The following is a 16,398-nucleotide window of genomic DNA, read 5'->3' on the forward strand; positions in this document are numbered from 1 at the left end:
CAAGGCGACGCAACGACGTAGCAAGGGTTGTGTTAGCCGCTCTAAGCGGCTTTTTCGACGGGGTGGGCCTGCTGCTCCATGCGCGCCTGCTCCATGCGTGCCTGCAGCCCGCGCGCCAACTGCACATAAGTGCCCGCGGCTTCGGGCGAAGGGCTGAAATCCACGCGCTGACTCACCTGGTCGCGCAAGCCGCGCAATTGCTGGTACAGCGCAAGATCGTAGGCGCAAAGCGACTGCATGCCGGCCTGGGCACGGTGCTCCAGATTGCGCCCGGCCGCCAGAATCGCCTGGCGCGCAGACCCGGCCGAAAGCATCACGGCCGCGACGCCTGCGCTGGCGCCAGCAGTCCCGGGCCCGGGCGACTGCGCGGCCAGCATCTGCAGCTGCTGTTCGAACTCGAACTCGGCCGGCCCCAGCCGGCCCTTGCTGATGCGCGCCAGCAGCGCGCGCAACTGCGGGCGAAAGATCAGTGCCAGCGCCACGACGGCCAGGGGCCAGGCCATGGCCTTGCTCATCTCGGCGATAAAAGTAAGCCCGTCCATCGGTCCTCCTGTGCGGTCGGCCGCTGGGCCCGACCCATGAATAAAAAGAAAGGCCGGCCCAGAAATGGACCGACCTTTTGAATCACACCTTGCTACCACGAACGCAAAGTGCGAGGGTCTGGTGTGCGGCACTCGCGCCTGTCAGCGCCACGGGCGGCAAGCTGAGAAGCTTGCACATTGGCGGCGTTTCTTGGCCGTCCTCCGCTCAGAACCAGCACATACTTTAACTATTCAAAAACAAACAACAATAGACTAAATCTATTAATTGGGTAGGAGAAGAACTACCCCTGCAGGCCGCCGGCCTGGCGCGTCGCATACACCCCATACGCCCGCGCAAAGCGAAAGCTCGTCAGCGCCAGCGCCGTGATGCAGATCTGTGTCACCGCGCAGGAGATCACAGGATCATCGCCAAAGCCGACCAGCAGCGTGCCCACCGCGCCCATCGCCATCTGGCCAAAGCCATAAAGGCCGGCGCCCGATCCGACCAGCGACGGCACGGCCGACAGCGCGCAGCCCAGCGCCGCCGGACTGGCGAAACCCGCGCCGAACGTCATGGTGACGGTGATCGCCAGCAGCCAAGCGGGCGTCAGCCAGCCCAGCAGATGAAAGACCAGCAGCGTGCTCGCCATGACCAGGCCCAGGCCCGCGCCCAGCAGCAGGAAGCGATCGGCCGGCCAGCGCCCGGACATGCGGCGGGTGAGAAACGTGCCCAGGCTCGCACCGACGATGGTGCTGGCCGCGAACCAGCCGATGGCGCTGATAGGCAGGCCCATCTGCCCGTGCACGATATACGGCACCGAAGCCAGATAAGGGTAGAGCGCCGACGTGATGCAGGCGCCGCCCAGCATATAGCCCGCAAACCCCGGGTGGGTCACGAGCTGGCGGTAGTCACGCGCGATGGAGCCGACCTTGAGCGGCCTGCGCTGAAGATTGGTTTCGGGAAGTATGCGGTAGGTGAACAGCAGCATTACGCTGCCGCTCAGCACCAGAAAGACATAGATGGCGCGCCAGCCGAAGTGGTCGGCGAGGTAGGCGCCAAGAATCGGCGACAGGCCCGGGCCGACCAGCGTCAGCAGATTGAGCAGCGCCAGGTCCTTGGTCACGCGCTGGGGGTGGGCCGTATCGCGCACGATGGCGCGTCCCAGCGCAATGCCGGCGGCCCCGCCCAGCGCCTGCAGCAGCCGCGCGATCACCAGCCACTCGAGCGAAGGCGCGAACAAGGCCATCACGCCCGCGCTGAAATAAATCGACAGCCCCAGCAGCAGCGCCGGGCGCCGGCCCAGCGCGTCGGACACCGGCCCATAGATCAGCTGACCCAGCGCCAGCCCGATCACGTACAGCGTGATCGTCTGCTGCATGCTCGCGGGCGACGCGCCCAGCGCCTCGCCGGCCACGGGCAGGGCAGGCACAAAAATGTGCATCGCCATGGTGCCGCTGAGCGTGACCAGCACCAGCAGCCACATCGGCGCCCGGGTCGGCTGGGTCATGCAGGCAGCAGCGCGGGTTGCATGCGTGGGTGGCGCTGAAAGAACACTGCGGCCGTCGAGCCCAGCACGATGACGATGGCGCAGAACGTGCGCACGGCCACGTCCATGCCCCAGTTGTCGGCGATCCAGCCTATGCCCAGCATGGGCACCATGCTGCCGACATAGCCGATCACCAGATAGGTCGACAGCAGTCCCGAGCGATTGGCCGGCGTCGCGATGCGGTTGACCATGCTCATGCCCGCGAGCATGCTCATGCCATGGCCCGCGGCCGTGAACAGCACGCCCAGCGCGAACAGCGTGGCCGAGCCGGCCCAGAGATTGATCATCAGCAAGGCATTGCTCAGCGCCAGGCTCACCAGGCCCAGCGCGCCGCACCAATGCGTGGGCATGCGGCCGGCGAGAATCTGCGTGCAGGCCGACATCAGCAGGATCAAGGCGATCGCCGTGCCGCTCACGGCCGGGCCATGCCAGGGAACGAGCTTGTCGAGGAACAGCGGCGACATGGAGGCATAGAGGCCGAAGACCCCGAACGCCAGGAACGGCAGGCTGCTGGTCAGCGCAAACGCCTTGGACGCTTCACCCGTGGGCCAGGTCAGCTTGGGCAGCACATCGCTCCACTGCAGCGGCTGCTGGTCCTTGGGCGAGGCGTTGGCTGGCAGTTCGAGCTTGGCCAGCGCCAGCATGCCCAGCGCGGCCAGCACCAGCGTGGGCACATAGGTGGTCACCAGCGGATACGGCGCCCATTGGCCGACCACGCCGCCCACCAGCGGGCCCACGCCAAAGCCCAGCGCGATCAGGAAACCGCTCATCATCGCCACGCGCTGCACATTGCCGGGCGGCGACAGCTTGGCCAGGCCCAGCGTGGCGCTCGTGGTCACCATGCTCGAGGCCACGCCGACGATCAGGCGGCCCACGCTCAGGCTGGTCACATCCCAGGCGATCAGGCTGATGAAGGTGCCGATGATCGCCATGCCCAGGCCGAACATCATCACCGGCCGGAAACCCACGCGATCGGGCAGGCGCCCGAGAAACAGCAGCGTGCACAGCGCGCCGCCCATGTAGATCACATAGATGCGCGAAATGTCGCTGGCCTGCAGATCCCAGGCTTCCTTGTAGAGTGCGTACAGCGGGCTGATCAGCGCCGTGCCCATGACGCCGACGATCATCGCAAAACTCACCCAGGCAAAAGGCGATGCTTTCAATTTCATTTTTCTACCGTTTTTCTTCTGCTGGGCCTGGTTGAGGGTAAGAACCCAGGCCTTGTTCTTGGCATGCGACCGGCGTCAGAACGACGCGAAACGTTGCGAAATCTTCACCAGCACGGCGCGCGTCACCTGCTGCTCCTGCTCGGACAGATCGGCGAGCAGCGTGCGCTCTATCTCCATGCTCTTGGCCAGAATCAAGGCCGCGATCTCGCGGCCCTTGTCGGTCAGCGCAATGCATTTGGTGCGCCGGTCCGCGGGGTCGCAGTCCCAGTCGACCAGCTGCGCTTCACGCAGCTGGGCCAGCACGCGCACCAGCGAGGAGCTGTCCAGATACAGCGCATCGGCCAGGTCCTTTTGCCGCAGCGGCCCGCCCTGCTCGTACAGCACCAGCAAAGGCGTGCGCGTCGCATCGGAAAGGCCCAGGTCCTTGAAACTCAAGTCCACCTGGCGGCGCCACTGCCGGTAGACGCTGCCGATCAGCAGCCCGAAACGAGAACGCACCTGAGATGACTCAGGTGCGCAGTCGGCGTCTATCGGTGAGTTAGTTTGCATGCAAAGTATTTTGCCACGGGTTTTCCCGGAGTGCTTGAAGGCTGACAAAAACCTTGCGACAGATCAAAGCCCTGTCACCTGCGGCCAGCAATCTGCCCTGGTACGGGCTTCAGCCGCGCAGGATCTGTAATAAAGAGAGAGAGGGAATCCGCAGGAAAATCATTAGACTTCGCCGTTGCTCTCCATTTCCCCAGGCCATGGCATCGGTCACCGGGCACGACAAGTGAGGCGTTGCTGGCCCATCCCCGGCCGCCACGCCTGCGCGCGCAGACCTTGCGTCCTTTTCTTTCCACGTCAACATGCTTGCAACCATTCTCGTCGGCATGCTGTGCGCGCACCTGCTGTGCTTCACGGTCATGTTCCTGCTCTTCAGCAAACGCCTGCACGGCAAGAAGATGGGCATGGATCTTTTTGCCCTGGGCAATTTCCTGCTGGGCCTGGCCTATGTGCTGCAGCTGGCCGAAGGCAGGCCGGCCTGGAGCCTGATGAGCGTGGTCAACCACACGCTCACCCTTGCCGCCCCCATCGCCTATTGGCTCGGTGCCATGCGCTTCTTCGGCCAGGCCGTACCGCTGTGGCGACCGCTGATGGCGTTTGCGCTGGCCTATGTCGGCGCGCAGGTGCTGGTGCAATGGGGCCTGGGGCCGGTGGCGCGCCACGCCATGCTTTCCGGCATGTCAGCGCTGCTGTTCCTGGTCATGACGCTCACGGTGATCTATGGCGTACGCACTTTTGCCAAGGACTTGCACCGCGAGATGTTCCTCTTTGCGCTGCTGATAGGCGGCATCTGCATACTCAACGCGATCAAGTTCGTGAAGATCGTCACCGGCGGTCTGGACGCTCTGCAGATGGACAGCAGCTTTCAGCTGATGTTCTACATCTACATGTCGTCGCTGGCCACCGTGCTGCCGCCTTCGATCATCTGGCTGGTACTGCGCCGCCTGACCGATGACCTGCGCGACATGGCGGCACGCGACCCCATGACGCGATTGCTCAATCGCCGCGGCCTGGACGACGCGCTGCAGCAGCATTTCAACGCGCGCAACGCCGCACCGGCTTACCTGCTGCTGCTCGATGTAGACCATTTCAAGCGCATCAACGACAGCCATGGCCACCAGGCTGGAGACACCGTGCTGTGCCATGTGGCGCAGGTGCTGCGCGCCACGGTGCGCCGCGGCGACCTCACAGGCCGAATCGGCGGCGAAGAGTTTGTGGCCATCTGCCTGGACACCGACGAAGCCGGCATACTGCGCCTCGCAGAGCGTTTGCGCGCGGCCCTCGAAGACCAGGCGATTGAGGTGGCGGGCTGCGACCAGGCGCTGCGCATCACCGCCACGATAGGCATTTCAGCGCAATTCACCAGTGCCCAGGCATTGGAGAATGCCATGCAGCAAGCGGACGCAGCCCTTTACCGCGGCAAGGCGGGCGGGCGCAATCGCATCGAATCCGCCCAGGCCGCTCCCGCTGCCTGCACGCCGCAGACACAGACACCCGTGGCCCAGCCCGTGGAGACCGGGGCTTAGGCCGCGCCGCCGAGCGCCGGCGGCAGTTCACGCCACATATGGACCTTGGCCTTGAAGCCTTCGGGCGTGGCGATGGCCAGGGGCTCGACCCCAAAAGCCTGGAACCCGAACGACTCATACAACGCGATGGCGGGCGCATTGCCTTCGGTGACCGTGAGCGTCACCACGCGCACGCCGGGACGATCGCCGGCCAGGCCCATTGCCGCCTGCAGCAGCGCCCGGCCCGCGCCGCAGCCGCGTGCGGCCTGCGCCACGAACATGCCGATCAGATGGGCCTTGTGCCGGGTCTTGGGCTTGGCGGCGAACTCCAGCGCCACCGTGCCCACCAGTTCGTCGCCAAGAAACGCGCCGAACACGTGGCTCAGGCCCTTGGGGTCGGCGATGCGCGCCAGCCACCACGACAGCGGCTCGGCGGCGCGTTCTTCGGGGGTCGATGTGAAGGCATCGGCCGCGGCCTGGTAGGCGTGCAGCATCAGCGCCCGATAGCGCGGCGCGTCCTGCGCGCAAAGTGCGGCGATGCGAATGCGCTGTGCTTTCGACACGGCGGATTCAGCCATGGATGCCGGCCAGCGACTGGCCATAAGGGCTTGCCAGGAAAATGAACGCGAAGACATTGAGCACGACGGTGGCCCAGAACACCGCGCGAAACTCCGCCTTCGATGATTTGTGGCGCAGCACTTGCTGGGCCACCAGCGCGCCTGGCCAGCCGCCGATCAAGGCCAGCAGGTGCAGCTTGTTCTCGGAGGTTCGCCAACCGCCCTGCTGGGCCGCTGACTTGTCGAAGGCGTAGACGATGAAAGTCAGCGCGCTCAATGCCGGATAGGCCCACAGGGCCCAGCGTGGCGGCTGGCCTAACAGGTAGCCCGCGGCAACGACCACCAGCAACAATGGAATGGCCAGCACGCTGGCCGGGCCCCATGGTGGGGGCCCCGCGCGCTGCGTCTTGACCGCGATCTTGCGGGGCGACGGCAGCCCTTCAATGTTGATCGCGCGCTTCTTGGCCTGCGCGCCCACCTCCACCTGGAACGTGACCCGCTGCCCCGGCTGCGGGCGACCGCGCAGTCCGCGACAGGCCTTGATATGGAAAAAAATTTCCTGCCCGCCCTGCCCGGGGTCGATGAAGCCAAAGCCTCGGTCGTCGTTCCAGGATTTAACAATGCCTTCAAAGTGCATGATTTCTGAGCTTGCTTGAGGATATATCCAGCACCGATTGCGGCGTGCTTGGCAGCGTTGAATATTGGGGAGCGCTTGCTGAAGCTTCACTATAACTTCCGCAGCAGTAGGCTCTGCCGGTATTCATCAAGCCACCGCTCACCCGCAATTCATGCGAACGCAGATGGCGCTGGCGGCCCCGCTCAGGACGAACGGGGGAGAGGCCCGCTGTTTCTTTCTAATGCCCTGCGAGACTTTGGCTCGCTTGCCCCGCTCAGGGCGAACGGCCATTAGTTACTCGTTTTTAGTAAATCGAGACTGACCAAGCGCCGTTTGCATAAATCGGACCATGTCTAAGCCATTGATTTACTTGGAGAAAAAAGCTGTTTCTTGAGAGGTTCCATGGTTTGCGTCAAGCGTTCTTACGTTTTTCGCAGCTTCGTTCACCTTCAGCAATTGCCCAGCTAGGTTCAGCGTGAACAGTTCCGCGTTCGCCCTGAGCCTCGCAAGGCGGTTGAAAGAAGCAGGTCCAGACATGGCCTAAAAATCCCGTTCGTCCTGAGCCTGTCGAAGGATGAATGGGCGCACTGCGTAGGTATGAGACGCCCTTCGACGCGGCCGGCCAGGCAGGCTCAGGGCGAACGGCCATTAGCTATTCGTTTTAAGCAAATCGCGACTGAATAAACGCTGTTTGCACAAATCCGACCATCGCTAAGTCATTGATTTACTTGACGAAAAAAGCTGTTTCTTGAGAGCCTTGCATGCACCATCCAAAGATCGCCACCCCGAAATACGGTGTCGCTCGCCCTATTGATATCCTAAAACTATCGATATACACTCGTCGTTATCCAAAGCTATCAGCGCTTCACTTTTCAGACGCCATAGCCTGCTGCCAGTCACCCTGAGCAGCAGCAGGTCCCAGGGCCAAATGTCGAAAAACGGACATGCTTTGTTCATTCATCACCTCCCCGGATCAATACCATGAACTTCGGAAATTCTGCAGAAGAGACCGCCCTTCCACGCATCCATACGGCGCCACCTGCGCCAGACACAATCCTAGCCGCAGTCCAAGGTTTGATTTTCTCCATCAGAATCGGCGATTTATCTTGGTTTAAAAAAATCATGAATGATAACGACCGCATATTTTCATCTGATATTTTAAACAAACATGAAATTCTCCATCAGGCCGTATTTGAATTACAGCCAGAAATGGTTAAGACTCTGTTAGATCGCGAGTGCAAGCCAGATATCGACGGTCTTCACAGCACTGGGCATACACCGTTATCTCTCGCATTCGAAAAGCTTGAACCCGACTCCTCTTCAGATCACTATCAAATCATTGATTTACTGATGGAAAATGGTGCAAATACTAAAGTTTTTTTTCCAAATGGACTTACTCCATGGTCGACTGCGGTTTCCACAAATGATTTAGCCCTAGCCGAATTACTTTTGAAACATTGCGCAGATCCCAATGAAACTAATATATATGGCACGACACCGATTGGACATGCAGCCGACAAGAGAAATTCTGAAATGGTAGATCTATTGATAAGAGCCAAAGCGGAAGTCAATTCACCTCTCAATGCAAGCCTGTTCAATGATCCGCTGCGCACGATACTGGGGGTCGGATGTGGCAAGGATAACACGCCCGAAAAAATTAAAATTGTACAATCAATAGTGGCCGCCGGTTCAAAAATAAAAATAGACCACATAGATTGGTGCTTCGGAGATAATGATCTCTTAAATATACTGGCTGGCGGTAATATCGACACAGAAGACTCCTCGGGAATAACTGCGCGCGAGGTAATTCTCGATAATATGAAAATTCAAATCTCTGATCCAACCTATGAACAGAATCTGCCGCTGGAGACAGCCAATATAGAATTTGATGCGTGGCAATTGAACTATAAACAGAATCTGGTGCTGGATATAGCTAATAGAGAATTTGATGCGGGGCATTTGAATCTTGTTAAGGTTTTACTGGACTCCATCGAAGACTCTGAAGAGAAGAAGGCCTTCATTTCCCACAGATTGAAAACGGCTGAGGAAAACGGTATATATCTCAAACTGAATGCACCACAGAAACTGGGAGTACTTTTCGGCGCAGAACTCCACGCCGAGACGGGAACAACCGCTGTGGAGATCGTCAACGACGCCCAGACGGAAACCAGCAAAACGCCCTCGAAAGAAGAATCGCATGAGCCAGACGCTACCGACGAAAATCTCGATGCGGTCTTGATTGGCACGGCGGAATATTGAACGCAGAAACAGTTGTCGCACCCGGCGCAAAACATCGCATCCGGCGCGTGCGATGTCTGGACTCTGCAAGATGGCAAGCGACCTGGCTTGCTCAAGCCATAGTTCGCGAAAGAATCACTTTGGGGGCCATGGGCGGGCGAACAGGAAACGTTTCGTCCTAAAACGCTCTTCGACATGCTTGTATGTTTCAACTCAGACCAGCGCGTTAAAGTTTAGTTGCCGTTGAGGTGACCAGACCAGTCCGTGCAGCCTGGTACAAGCTGGGGTTTTGAAGCCCGTCCCTGAGTACATCGCGCACGGTCATCGTGCTGGTCTTTCTGAAGCCCGAACGTTTACGCGCGCCGGCTCGTCCGAGAGCGCATTTACAAGCGAGGCAGCGGAAGACCATGTCTATTACCTCTGTGGTGGTGGGCATCGACGTCGCCAAGGCGCACGTGGATGTCTGGGTGCTGGGCGCCAAGCTCGATGGCCAGCGTTTCGACAACGATGCTGAGGCTCACTCGGCCCTGGCAGCGGCGTTAAAGCCGCTGGGCGTGGCACTGGTCGTGATGGAGGCCACTGGCGGCTACGAAGCGACTCTGGCCTGCGCTCCGCAGGCTGCAGGATTGCCCGTGGCGGTGATCAATCCTCGCCAAGCGCGCGACTTCGCCAAGTCCATGGGGCGGCTGGCCAAGACAGACCGCATCGACGCGCGAATGTTGGCGCAATTCGCGGGCGTGTTGCTACGTCGCGACGACTTGGGCAGCCTCATAAGTCCTCTGGCTGATAAGGAGCAGCAGGCACTGGCCGCTATGGTCACGCGCAGGCGTCAGCTTGTGGCAATGATGCTGTCCGAGCGCCAGCGGTTGCAATTGGCCATCGCTATCGTTCGTCCGAGCATTGAGGCCATGATCGAGGCAATCCGCAAGCAACTCGATGACGTCGAAGTCCAGATGGCAGGCCATGTCCAGGCGCACTACGCCGAGCTGGACAAGCTGCTGCGCTCGGCCGTGGGGATAGGCCCGGTAGCCAGTGCAACATTGATCGCTGAGCTGCCTGAGCTGGGGAAAATTAATCGGCGCGAGATCGCGGCTCTGGTCGGTGTGGCCCCAATTGCCAATGACTCGGGCAACACCAGGGGCCGACGACGCGTGCAGGGCGGACGCTTCGAGATACGCCGCGTGCTTTACATGGCGACGCTCACCGCTGCGCGGTACAACCCGGCCAACAAGTGCTTCTATGACCGGCTGTGGGCCGCTGGCAAGTTGCCCAAGGTCGCCTTGGTAGCCTGCATGCGCAAGCGGCTAACCACGCTCAACGCGATGGTCAAAACTAACAAGCCTTGGGACAAATCACTTCACGGAGCTTGACTTCAAAGACGGTTACTCAGGGCGAACCGGGTGGAGGGCACGACACCTCCAGTACGTCCGCCCTGAGGTTCTATGGTTTGCGTTAAGCGTTCTGCCGTTTTTCGCAGCTTTGTTCACCTTCAGCAATTGTCCAGCTACGTTCAGCGTGAACAGTTCCCCGTTCGCCCTGAGCCTTGCATGCCCCATCCAAAGATCTACACCCCCATGGTTCGGTATCGCACGCCCCATTGATAGCTATAGACTATTAGTTTATAATATTCATTAGCAAAAGCTGTCAGCGCTTCCCTTTTCAGACGCCATGGCCTGCTGCCAGTCACCCTGAGCAGCAGCGGGTTCCAGGGCCAAATGTCGAAGAACGGACATGCTTTGTTCATTCATCACCTCCCCGGATCAACACCATGAACTTCGGAAATTCTGCAGAAGAGACCGCCCTCCCACGCACCCATACGTCGCCACCTGCGCCAGACAAAATCCAAGCCGCAGTCGAAAGTTTGATTTCTGCCATAAGCATCGGCGATTTATCTTCGTTTAAAAAAATCATCAATGATAACGACCGCATATTTTCATCTTATATTTTAAATAGATATGAAATTATCCATAAGGCCGTATCTGAATTACAGCCAGAAATGGTTAGGATTTTGTTAGATCGCGAGTGCAAGCCAGATATCGATCGCCTTAACAAATTTGGTGGGTATACACCGTTATTTTTGGCAATCTCAGAGCTTAAACCCAAATCCTCTTCAGTTAGATATCAAATCATTGATTTACTGATGGAAAAAGGTGCAAATACAAAAATTCTTAATCCAGAAACATTTTCTCTATGGACGAGTGCGGTTTTAAAAAATGATTTAGACCTAGCCGAATTACTTTTGAAACATCGCGCAGATCCCAATGAAGTTGATTGCCTTAGAGTGACACCTATTGGAAATGCAGCCCTCAACAGTACTTCTGAAATGGTAGATCTATTGATAAAAGCCAAAGCGGATGTCAATTCATTTCCCAATGAAAACCGGTTCGATGATCCGCTGCAAGCGATACGGTGTCTCGGACGTAAAGGCATTAGCATGCGCGAAAAAATGAAAATTGTAGAATCAGTAGTGGCCGCCGGGTCAAAAATAACAACAAACCACATTCATCTCTGTTTCGGAAGCTATGATTTCTTAAATATACTGGCTGGCGGCAATATCGACACAGAAGACTCCTTGAGAAACACTGCGCGCGAGAAAATTCCCAATGAGATGGGAATCAAAATCTCTGATTCAACCCTTGTACAGATTCTGGCGCTGGAGACAGCCATTAGTAAAATTAATGCTGAGCATTTGAATCTTGTTAATATTTTACGGGATTCAATCCAAGACTCTGAAGAGAAGAAGGCCTTCATTTCCAACAAATTGAATACGGCTGTGGAAACAGGCAACTATATCGAATTGGATTTAATGCAGGATCTGGGAGGGGTTTTCAACGCAAAACGCCACACCGAGAAGAAAGCAACCGCTGTGAAGATCGTCACAAACGCCCAGAAGGAAACCAGCAAAAAGCCCTGGATAGAAGAAATCCTCAAAAAAATCGACGAAAAAATCGACGAAAAAATCTCCCTTGATAGAGCATCATTAATTCAGCTAGAAGAAATTCTTATCAAGCAATTCTTCAGTAAATACTTCGCTCAATACGAATTGAATTCGGAAAAATATTGCGAGACAATTTACAAAAAAGACAAGGACAATCACAAGCTCGAAACCCCCGAAGAAAAGGTATTTTTTACTGCCTTGATGGACGACCTGGAATCACCGATTCATATCGAGACCACGTTGGGCGCACTAGTGCATTTCATTGCTGAGAATGGGGCAATCGACGAGGAGCTGCCGACAACCGACAAACCCGATGCCAGCGAAACCGCACAAGCGCCTGCTGATTTGCTTGAGCCAGCCGCTACCGACGAAAATGTCGATGCGGTCTTGATTGGCAACACGCCGGAATATTGAACGCAGAAACAGGTGTCGCACCCGGCGCAAAACATCGCATCCTGCGCGTGCGATGTCTGGACTCTGCAAGATGCCAAGCGACCTGGCTTGCTCAAGCCATAGTGCGCGAAAGAATCACCTTGAGGGCCATGGGCGGGAGAACAGGAAAGGTTTCATCCCAAAACGCTGTTCGACGGGCTCAGGGCGAAACGGGTGGGATGGGCACGACGAGCCAGTCGATGTCCTCATCCCAGCTCCTCGCCCTTTCTTTTTTGAAGTTTGGTTGATGGAGACCAAACCATACAAGCCTGTCTCCTGCGCACTGGTCTGGCGGAACTGTTCCGGCGTGGTGGGCGCCAGTTCCATCCCTATGTCATGCAGCTGTTTCTTCACCGAGCCAACTCGCTGCAGCGGGTCACGCAGCTGGCGCTGGGCGGCCAGCATGTGGTGTTCACTTCCGAACTGGACGTGGCGGCCGAGCTGGCCTCGGGCCAGCTGGTCTTCATTCCGGTGCGCGATCGCGGCGCAGAACCCCAGGAGATCGCCGTGGCCGTGGATGCGACCAAGCCGATTGGTCCCATCGTCAAGCTGGTATCCGAGCGCTTGATCGCGGCGCTGGAAGACTGCCTCGCGGCGGCGCGCGCACAGCCCTCCGCGCCGTGACGCTGCAGGACAGCGTCTAGCCCAGCGCCCGTCGAACGGCGGCGCCGGCCTCGTCGAACAGCCGCCGCGCCGCGGGCGCCAGCCCCAGCATGTGCATGCACGCATGGACCATTCCCGGCAGGCGCACGGCCTGCACCGCCACGCCCTCGCCCTGCAGGCGCCGCGCATAGGCTTCGGCCTCGTCGCGCAGCGGGTCGTACTCGCAACTGATCACCGTGGCCGGCGGCAGGCCGGCCAGGCTGTCGGCACGCAGCGGCGACACCTGCTCCAGCCGCCCCTGCGCGGGATGCGCAAGATAGGCGCCGTAGCAGTACGCCATTGCCGCACGCGTCAGGGCGTGGCCCTCGCCGAAACTGTCGAACGACGGCGAGTCCATCGCCGCATCGAGCGCGGGATACAGCAGCAGTTGATGCGCAATCGCCGGCGCACCGGCCGCGCCCCAGCCGTCGCCCTGCCGTGCGGCCAGGCAGGCCGCGGCCGCGAGGTTGCCGCCCGCGCTGTCGCCGGCCACGCCGATGCGGCGGGGGTCCAGTCCCAGTACCTGGGCCTGCGCGAAAGTCCAGGCCAGCGCATCGCAGAAGTCGTGCAGCGGCACCGGAAAGCGGTGCTCGGGCGCGAGCCGGTAATCCACCGAGATCACCACCGCCCCAGTGGCCACGGCCAGCGCGCGGCATGGGTTGTCGTAGAGCTCCATGGAACCCAGGCACCAGCCACCGCCATGGGCGAAGACCAGCGCCGGCTGGGTCCCGCCATGGGCCGACGGCCAGTAGAGACGCAGGCGCAGCGGGGCGCCGTCGCGCGCGCGCAGCGTGAAGTTCCCGGTGCGCGCGACGGGCTCCTGCGGGCCGTGCAGGGCGCGCAGTCCGGCGTCTGTGGCCTGGCGCAGCTGCGCCAGCGTGGGCGGTGTCGCGGGCTGGGGCATCCGGGCCTGCGCCTGCAGATAGCGCGCGATGTCAGCGTCCAGGGCCATGGTCACAGCGTCCTTTGCAGGAAAGGCAGCAGTGCCGCGATGAAGGGCTGGGCGGCCTCCTCCATGATGAAGTGGCCGCAGTCCGGCACGATCACGCCGCACAGATCGTCGGCATGGCCGCGCAGCGTGACCAGGGGCGCATCGCCGGTGGCGTGCTCGGCGCCTATGGCCAGCACCGGCATGGTGAGCGCGCGCTGCGCGCGTTCGCGGTTCTGGCGCATGGTCTCGGGAATCGCGCGGTAGTAGGCAAAACCGCCGCGCAGCCCGCCGGGCGCCGAGTAGGCATCGACATAGACATCGACGGCCACACGGTCGCGCCGCAGCGACCAGCGGTTGAACATGAATTCCAGGTAGGCGCGTTCACGGCCCGCAATCAAGGTCTCGGGCAGATCGGCGAGCTGGTTGAACATGAAATGCCACAGGAAGATGTTCTGCTCGGGCGGCGCGAAGATGCTGGGCTCGGGCGCCAGGCCGGGGATCACCGCCTCCGTCAGCGCCAGCGACTGCACGGCCTGGGGCTGGTCGCTGGCCAGCGCATAGGCAACCCACATGCCCACGTCGTGGCCTGCTACCTGGTAGCGCGCATGGCCCAGCGCCAGCATGGTGCGGTGCAGCGTCTGCGCGATGGCGCCCGTGTCGTAGCCCGTGTCGGGCCGGTCCGAGAAACCCGTGCCGGGCGGATCGACGGCAATCGCCTGAAAGCCCTGCGCGGCCAGCGCCTGCATGACATGGCGCCAGGCATACCAGGTCTGCGGCCAGCCCGGAATGAGCAGCACGGGCGCGCCCTGCCCGGCCGTGACGCAGTGGATGCGGTGGCCATCGATGCGCACATAGTCGTGGGAAAAAGCGTCCTGCGCGGGCGCGAGAGTCGAAGGGATAGCGTTCATTTTGGGGTCCGAATCGGGATGCGAGGGCGCTCAGGCGATGCCGAGCATGGCGTTGATCTGGCGCTGATTGACGGGTGCGCCGGCGAAGTCGTCGAAGATCCTGTCGGTCACGCGAATGATGTGGCGATTGATGAAGTCCACGCCTTCGCGTGCGCCGTCTTCCTGGTCCTTGAGGCAGCACTCCCACTCCAGGGAGGCCCAGCCCTGGAAGTCGTACTGGGCGAACTTGGAGAAGATGGCCTTGAAGTCCACCTGCCCGTCGCCCAGCGAGCGAAAGCGCCCGGCGCGATCGAGCCACGACGAGTAGCCGCCGTAGATACCCTGGCGCCCGCTGGGCAGGAACTCCGCATCCTTCACATGGAACATGCGGATGTGCTCGCGGTAGATGTCGATGTAGTCGAGGTAGTTCAGCTGCTGCAGCACGAAGTGACTGGGATCGAACAGGATCTTGCAGCGCTGATGCTGGCCTACCAATTCATGGAAACGCTCGAAGCTTGTGCCGTCGTGCAGGTCTTCGCTGGGGTGAATCTCGTAGCAGAGGTTCACGCCCTGCGCGTCGCAGGCATCCAGGATGGGGCGCCAGCGGCGTGCGAGCTCCTCGAACGCGGTCTCGATCAGACCGGCCGGGCGCTGCGGGAACGGAAACAGATAGGGCCAGACGAACGAGCCCGAGAACGTGCCCATGTCCGTGAGCCCCATGCGGCGCGAGGCGCTGGCCGAGAGCTTGAGTTGCTCCAGCGCCCAGGCAGTTCGCGCCGCCGGATTGCCGCGCAAGGCCTCGGGAGCGAAGCTGTCGCACATGGCGTCGTAGGCGGGGTGCACGGCGACGAGCTGGCCGAAGATGTGCGTGGTCAGCTCGCTGGCCACCAGGCCGTGCGAGGCCAGCATGCCGGTGACGTCGTCGCAGTAGGTCTGGCTTTGCGCGGCCGTGGCCACGTCGAACAGGCGCAGGTCCCAGGCGGGAATCTGCAAGGCCTTGAAGCCCACGCCCGCGGCCCAGCGCGCGATGTCTTCCAGTGAATTGAATGGTGCCTTGTCGTCGGCGAATTGCGCGAGATGAAGGCTAGGGCCCTTGATGGTCTGCATGTGATTTTCCTTGGGTTGATGTATTCTTTGTTGATCGACAAAGAATGGTATCACGCAAGCGACGCCGTTTTTGCAAACCCGGCGCGCGGCGCCGTCGATGGCACGCCGCTAAGATGCCGCACTGACTTTTGAAGAGGACAACACACATGGCCGGAAGACCCAGGGAATTCGACCGCGACCAGGCGCTGGAGCGCGCCATGCTGGCGTTCTGGCAGCGCGGCTACGAAGGCACGTCCATGGCGGACCTGGTCCAGGCCCTGGGCATTGCTTCGGCGCGCATCTATGCGGCCTTCGGCAGCAAGCAGGCGCTGTTCCGCGAGGCCGTGCAGCGCTATGAGTCGGGCGCCGGCTGCTTCGCCGATCGCGCCCTGGCCGAAGAAACGCAGGTGCGCGACGCCATCGCGCGCATGCTGCTGGATGCGGCCACGGTCTATACCGAGCCCGGTCGGCCCCAGGGCTGCATGGTGGTCATGGCGGCAATCAATTTCGCGCAGGAAAACGAGGAAGTCGCCGCCTGGCTGGCGGGCCACCGCCGCCAGCGCACGCAGTCCATCATCGACCGCCTGCAGCGCGCAAAAGACGCGGGCCAGCTGCGCGAAACCACCGATGTGCAGGCCCTGGGCGACTTCTATGCCACGCAGCTGCACGGCATCTCGGTGCAGGCGCGCGACGGCGTATCGCGCCCGCGCCTGCTCGCGGCCTCAGAGATCGCCATGGGGGTGCTGGACCAGGCGTTGAGCCCAGCCACGCATTGACCCAAGG

The 16,398-nt window shown here is 60.5% G+C and carries 15 protein-coding genes; 6 read left to right on the forward strand and 9 right to left on the reverse strand.

The genetic code is table 11. From position 1 onward, the window contains the following. Window positions 1-41: 41 nt before the first annotated feature. The 4 genes from KHY18_RS17975 to KHY18_RS17990 form a co-directional block, all read right to left on the reverse strand. Window positions 42-542 (reverse strand): hypothetical protein, encoded by a 501-nt coding sequence (locus KHY18_RS17975; RefSeq protein ID WP_213302915.1) that lies wholly within the window; start codon window positions 540-542, stop codon window positions 42-44. Window positions 543-823: 281 nt separating this feature from the next. Further along, window positions 824-2,029, reverse strand: coding sequence for a multidrug effflux MFS transporter (locus KHY18_RS17980; protein WP_249729211.1), 1,206 nt, complete (start codon window positions 2,027-2,029; stop codon window positions 824-826). Beyond that, window positions 2,026-3,237: an MFS transporter gene (locus KHY18_RS17985; protein ID WP_213302918.1), complete on the reverse strand. Its 1,212-nt coding sequence runs from the start codon at window positions 3,235-3,237 to the stop codon at window positions 2,026-2,028. Before KHY18_RS17985 ends, KHY18_RS17980 begins: the two co-directional genes overlap by 4 nt. 75 nt (window positions 3,238-3,312) lie before the next feature. Beyond that, window positions 3,313-3,735: a MarR family winged helix-turn-helix transcriptional regulator gene (locus KHY18_RS17990; protein WP_349630313.1), complete on the reverse strand. Its 423-nt coding sequence runs from the start codon at window positions 3,733-3,735 to the stop codon at window positions 3,313-3,315. A gap of 350 nt (window positions 3,736-4,085) precedes the next feature. Between KHY18_RS17990 and KHY18_RS17995 the strand changes: the two genes are divergently transcribed. Further along, window positions 4,086-5,309 carry a GGDEF domain-containing protein gene (locus tag KHY18_RS17995; RefSeq protein ID WP_213302925.1) on the forward strand — a complete coding sequence of 408 codons (1,224 nt, stop codon included), beginning with the start codon at window positions 4,086-4,088 and terminating at the stop codon, window positions 5,307-5,309. Here the strand turns inward: KHY18_RS17995 and KHY18_RS18000 are convergent. Together KHY18_RS18000 and KHY18_RS18005 are read right to left on the reverse strand one after the other, a co-directional pair. Continuing rightward, window positions 5,306-5,866 carry a GNAT family N-acetyltransferase gene (locus tag KHY18_RS18000; protein WP_213302928.1) on the reverse strand — a complete coding sequence of 187 codons (561 nt, stop codon included), beginning with the start codon at window positions 5,864-5,866 and terminating at the stop codon, window positions 5,306-5,308. The genes KHY18_RS17995 and KHY18_RS18000 overlap by 4 nt on opposite strands. Then, window positions 5,859-6,572 carry a DUF1294 domain-containing protein gene (locus tag KHY18_RS18005; RefSeq protein WP_349630314.1) on the reverse strand — a complete coding sequence of 238 codons (714 nt, stop codon included), beginning with the start codon at window positions 6,570-6,572 and terminating at the stop codon, window positions 5,859-5,861. The genes KHY18_RS18000 and KHY18_RS18005 overlap by 8 nt, the downstream gene beginning before the upstream one ends. An 870-nt stretch (window positions 6,573-7,442) precedes the next feature. Here KHY18_RS18005 and KHY18_RS18010 point away from each other — a divergent pair. The 4 genes from KHY18_RS18010 (at window position 7,443) to KHY18_RS18025 (ending at window position 12,693) form a co-directional block, all read left to right on the forward strand. Next, window positions 7,443-8,720 (forward strand): ankyrin repeat domain-containing protein, encoded by a 1,278-nt coding sequence (locus tag KHY18_RS18010; protein ID WP_213302931.1) that lies wholly within the window; start codon window positions 7,443-7,445, stop codon window positions 8,718-8,720. 386 nt (window positions 8,721-9,106) lie between these two features. Beyond that, on the forward strand, window positions 9,107-10,069 hold the full coding sequence (locus tag KHY18_RS18015; protein WP_213302934.1) for an IS110 family transposase: 963 nt from the start codon (window positions 9,107-9,109) through the stop codon (window positions 10,067-10,069). A gap of 398 nt (window positions 10,070-10,467) precedes the next feature. After that, the gene (locus KHY18_RS18020) at window positions 10,468-12,051 is read left to right on the forward strand and encodes an ankyrin repeat domain-containing protein (RefSeq protein WP_213302937.1); all 1,584 of its coding nucleotides are present in this window, start codon (window positions 10,468-10,470) and stop codon (window positions 12,049-12,051) included. Between the two features lie 354 nt (window positions 12,052-12,405). Further along, window positions 12,406-12,693 carry a type 2 periplasmic-binding domain-containing protein gene (locus tag KHY18_RS18025; protein WP_213302940.1) on the forward strand — a complete coding sequence of 96 codons (288 nt, stop codon included), beginning with the start codon at window positions 12,406-12,408 and terminating at the stop codon, window positions 12,691-12,693. A 16-nt stretch (window positions 12,694-12,709) separates the two neighbouring features. Here KHY18_RS18025 and KHY18_RS18030 read toward each other — a convergent pair whose 3' ends face one another. From KHY18_RS18030 to KHY18_RS18040, 3 genes are read right to left on the reverse strand one after another with little or no spacing between them, the layout of a single operon-like run. Then, the gene (locus tag KHY18_RS18030) at window positions 12,710-13,663 is read right to left on the reverse strand and encodes an alpha/beta hydrolase (RefSeq protein ID WP_213302942.1); all 954 of its coding nucleotides are present in this window, start codon (window positions 13,661-13,663) and stop codon (window positions 12,710-12,712) included. A 2-nt stretch (window positions 13,664-13,665) separates the two neighbouring features. Then, on the reverse strand, window positions 13,666-14,550 hold the full coding sequence (locus KHY18_RS18035) for an alpha/beta fold hydrolase (protein ID WP_213302945.1): 885 nt from the start codon (window positions 14,548-14,550) through the stop codon (window positions 13,666-13,668). A gap of 30 nt (window positions 14,551-14,580) precedes the next feature. After that, the gene (locus KHY18_RS18040; RefSeq protein WP_213302948.1) at window positions 14,581-15,636 is read right to left on the reverse strand and encodes a sugar phosphate isomerase/epimerase family protein; all 1,056 of its coding nucleotides are present in this window, start codon (window positions 15,634-15,636) and stop codon (window positions 14,581-14,583) included. Window positions 15,637-15,782: 146 nt separating this feature from the next. Here KHY18_RS18040 and KHY18_RS18045 point away from each other — a divergent pair, with 146 nt between their 5' ends. After that, window positions 15,783-16,391 carry a TetR/AcrR family transcriptional regulator gene (locus tag KHY18_RS18045; protein WP_213302950.1) on the forward strand — a complete coding sequence of 203 codons (609 nt, stop codon included), beginning with the start codon at window positions 15,783-15,785 and terminating at the stop codon, window positions 16,389-16,391. Window positions 16,392-16,398: the final 7 nt, after the last annotated feature.

The sequence above is a fragment of the Acidovorax sp. CCYZU-2555 genome, from assembly GCF_018413525.1.
Classification (GTDB): domain Bacteria; phylum Pseudomonadota; class Gammaproteobacteria; order Burkholderiales; family Burkholderiaceae_C; genus Comamonas.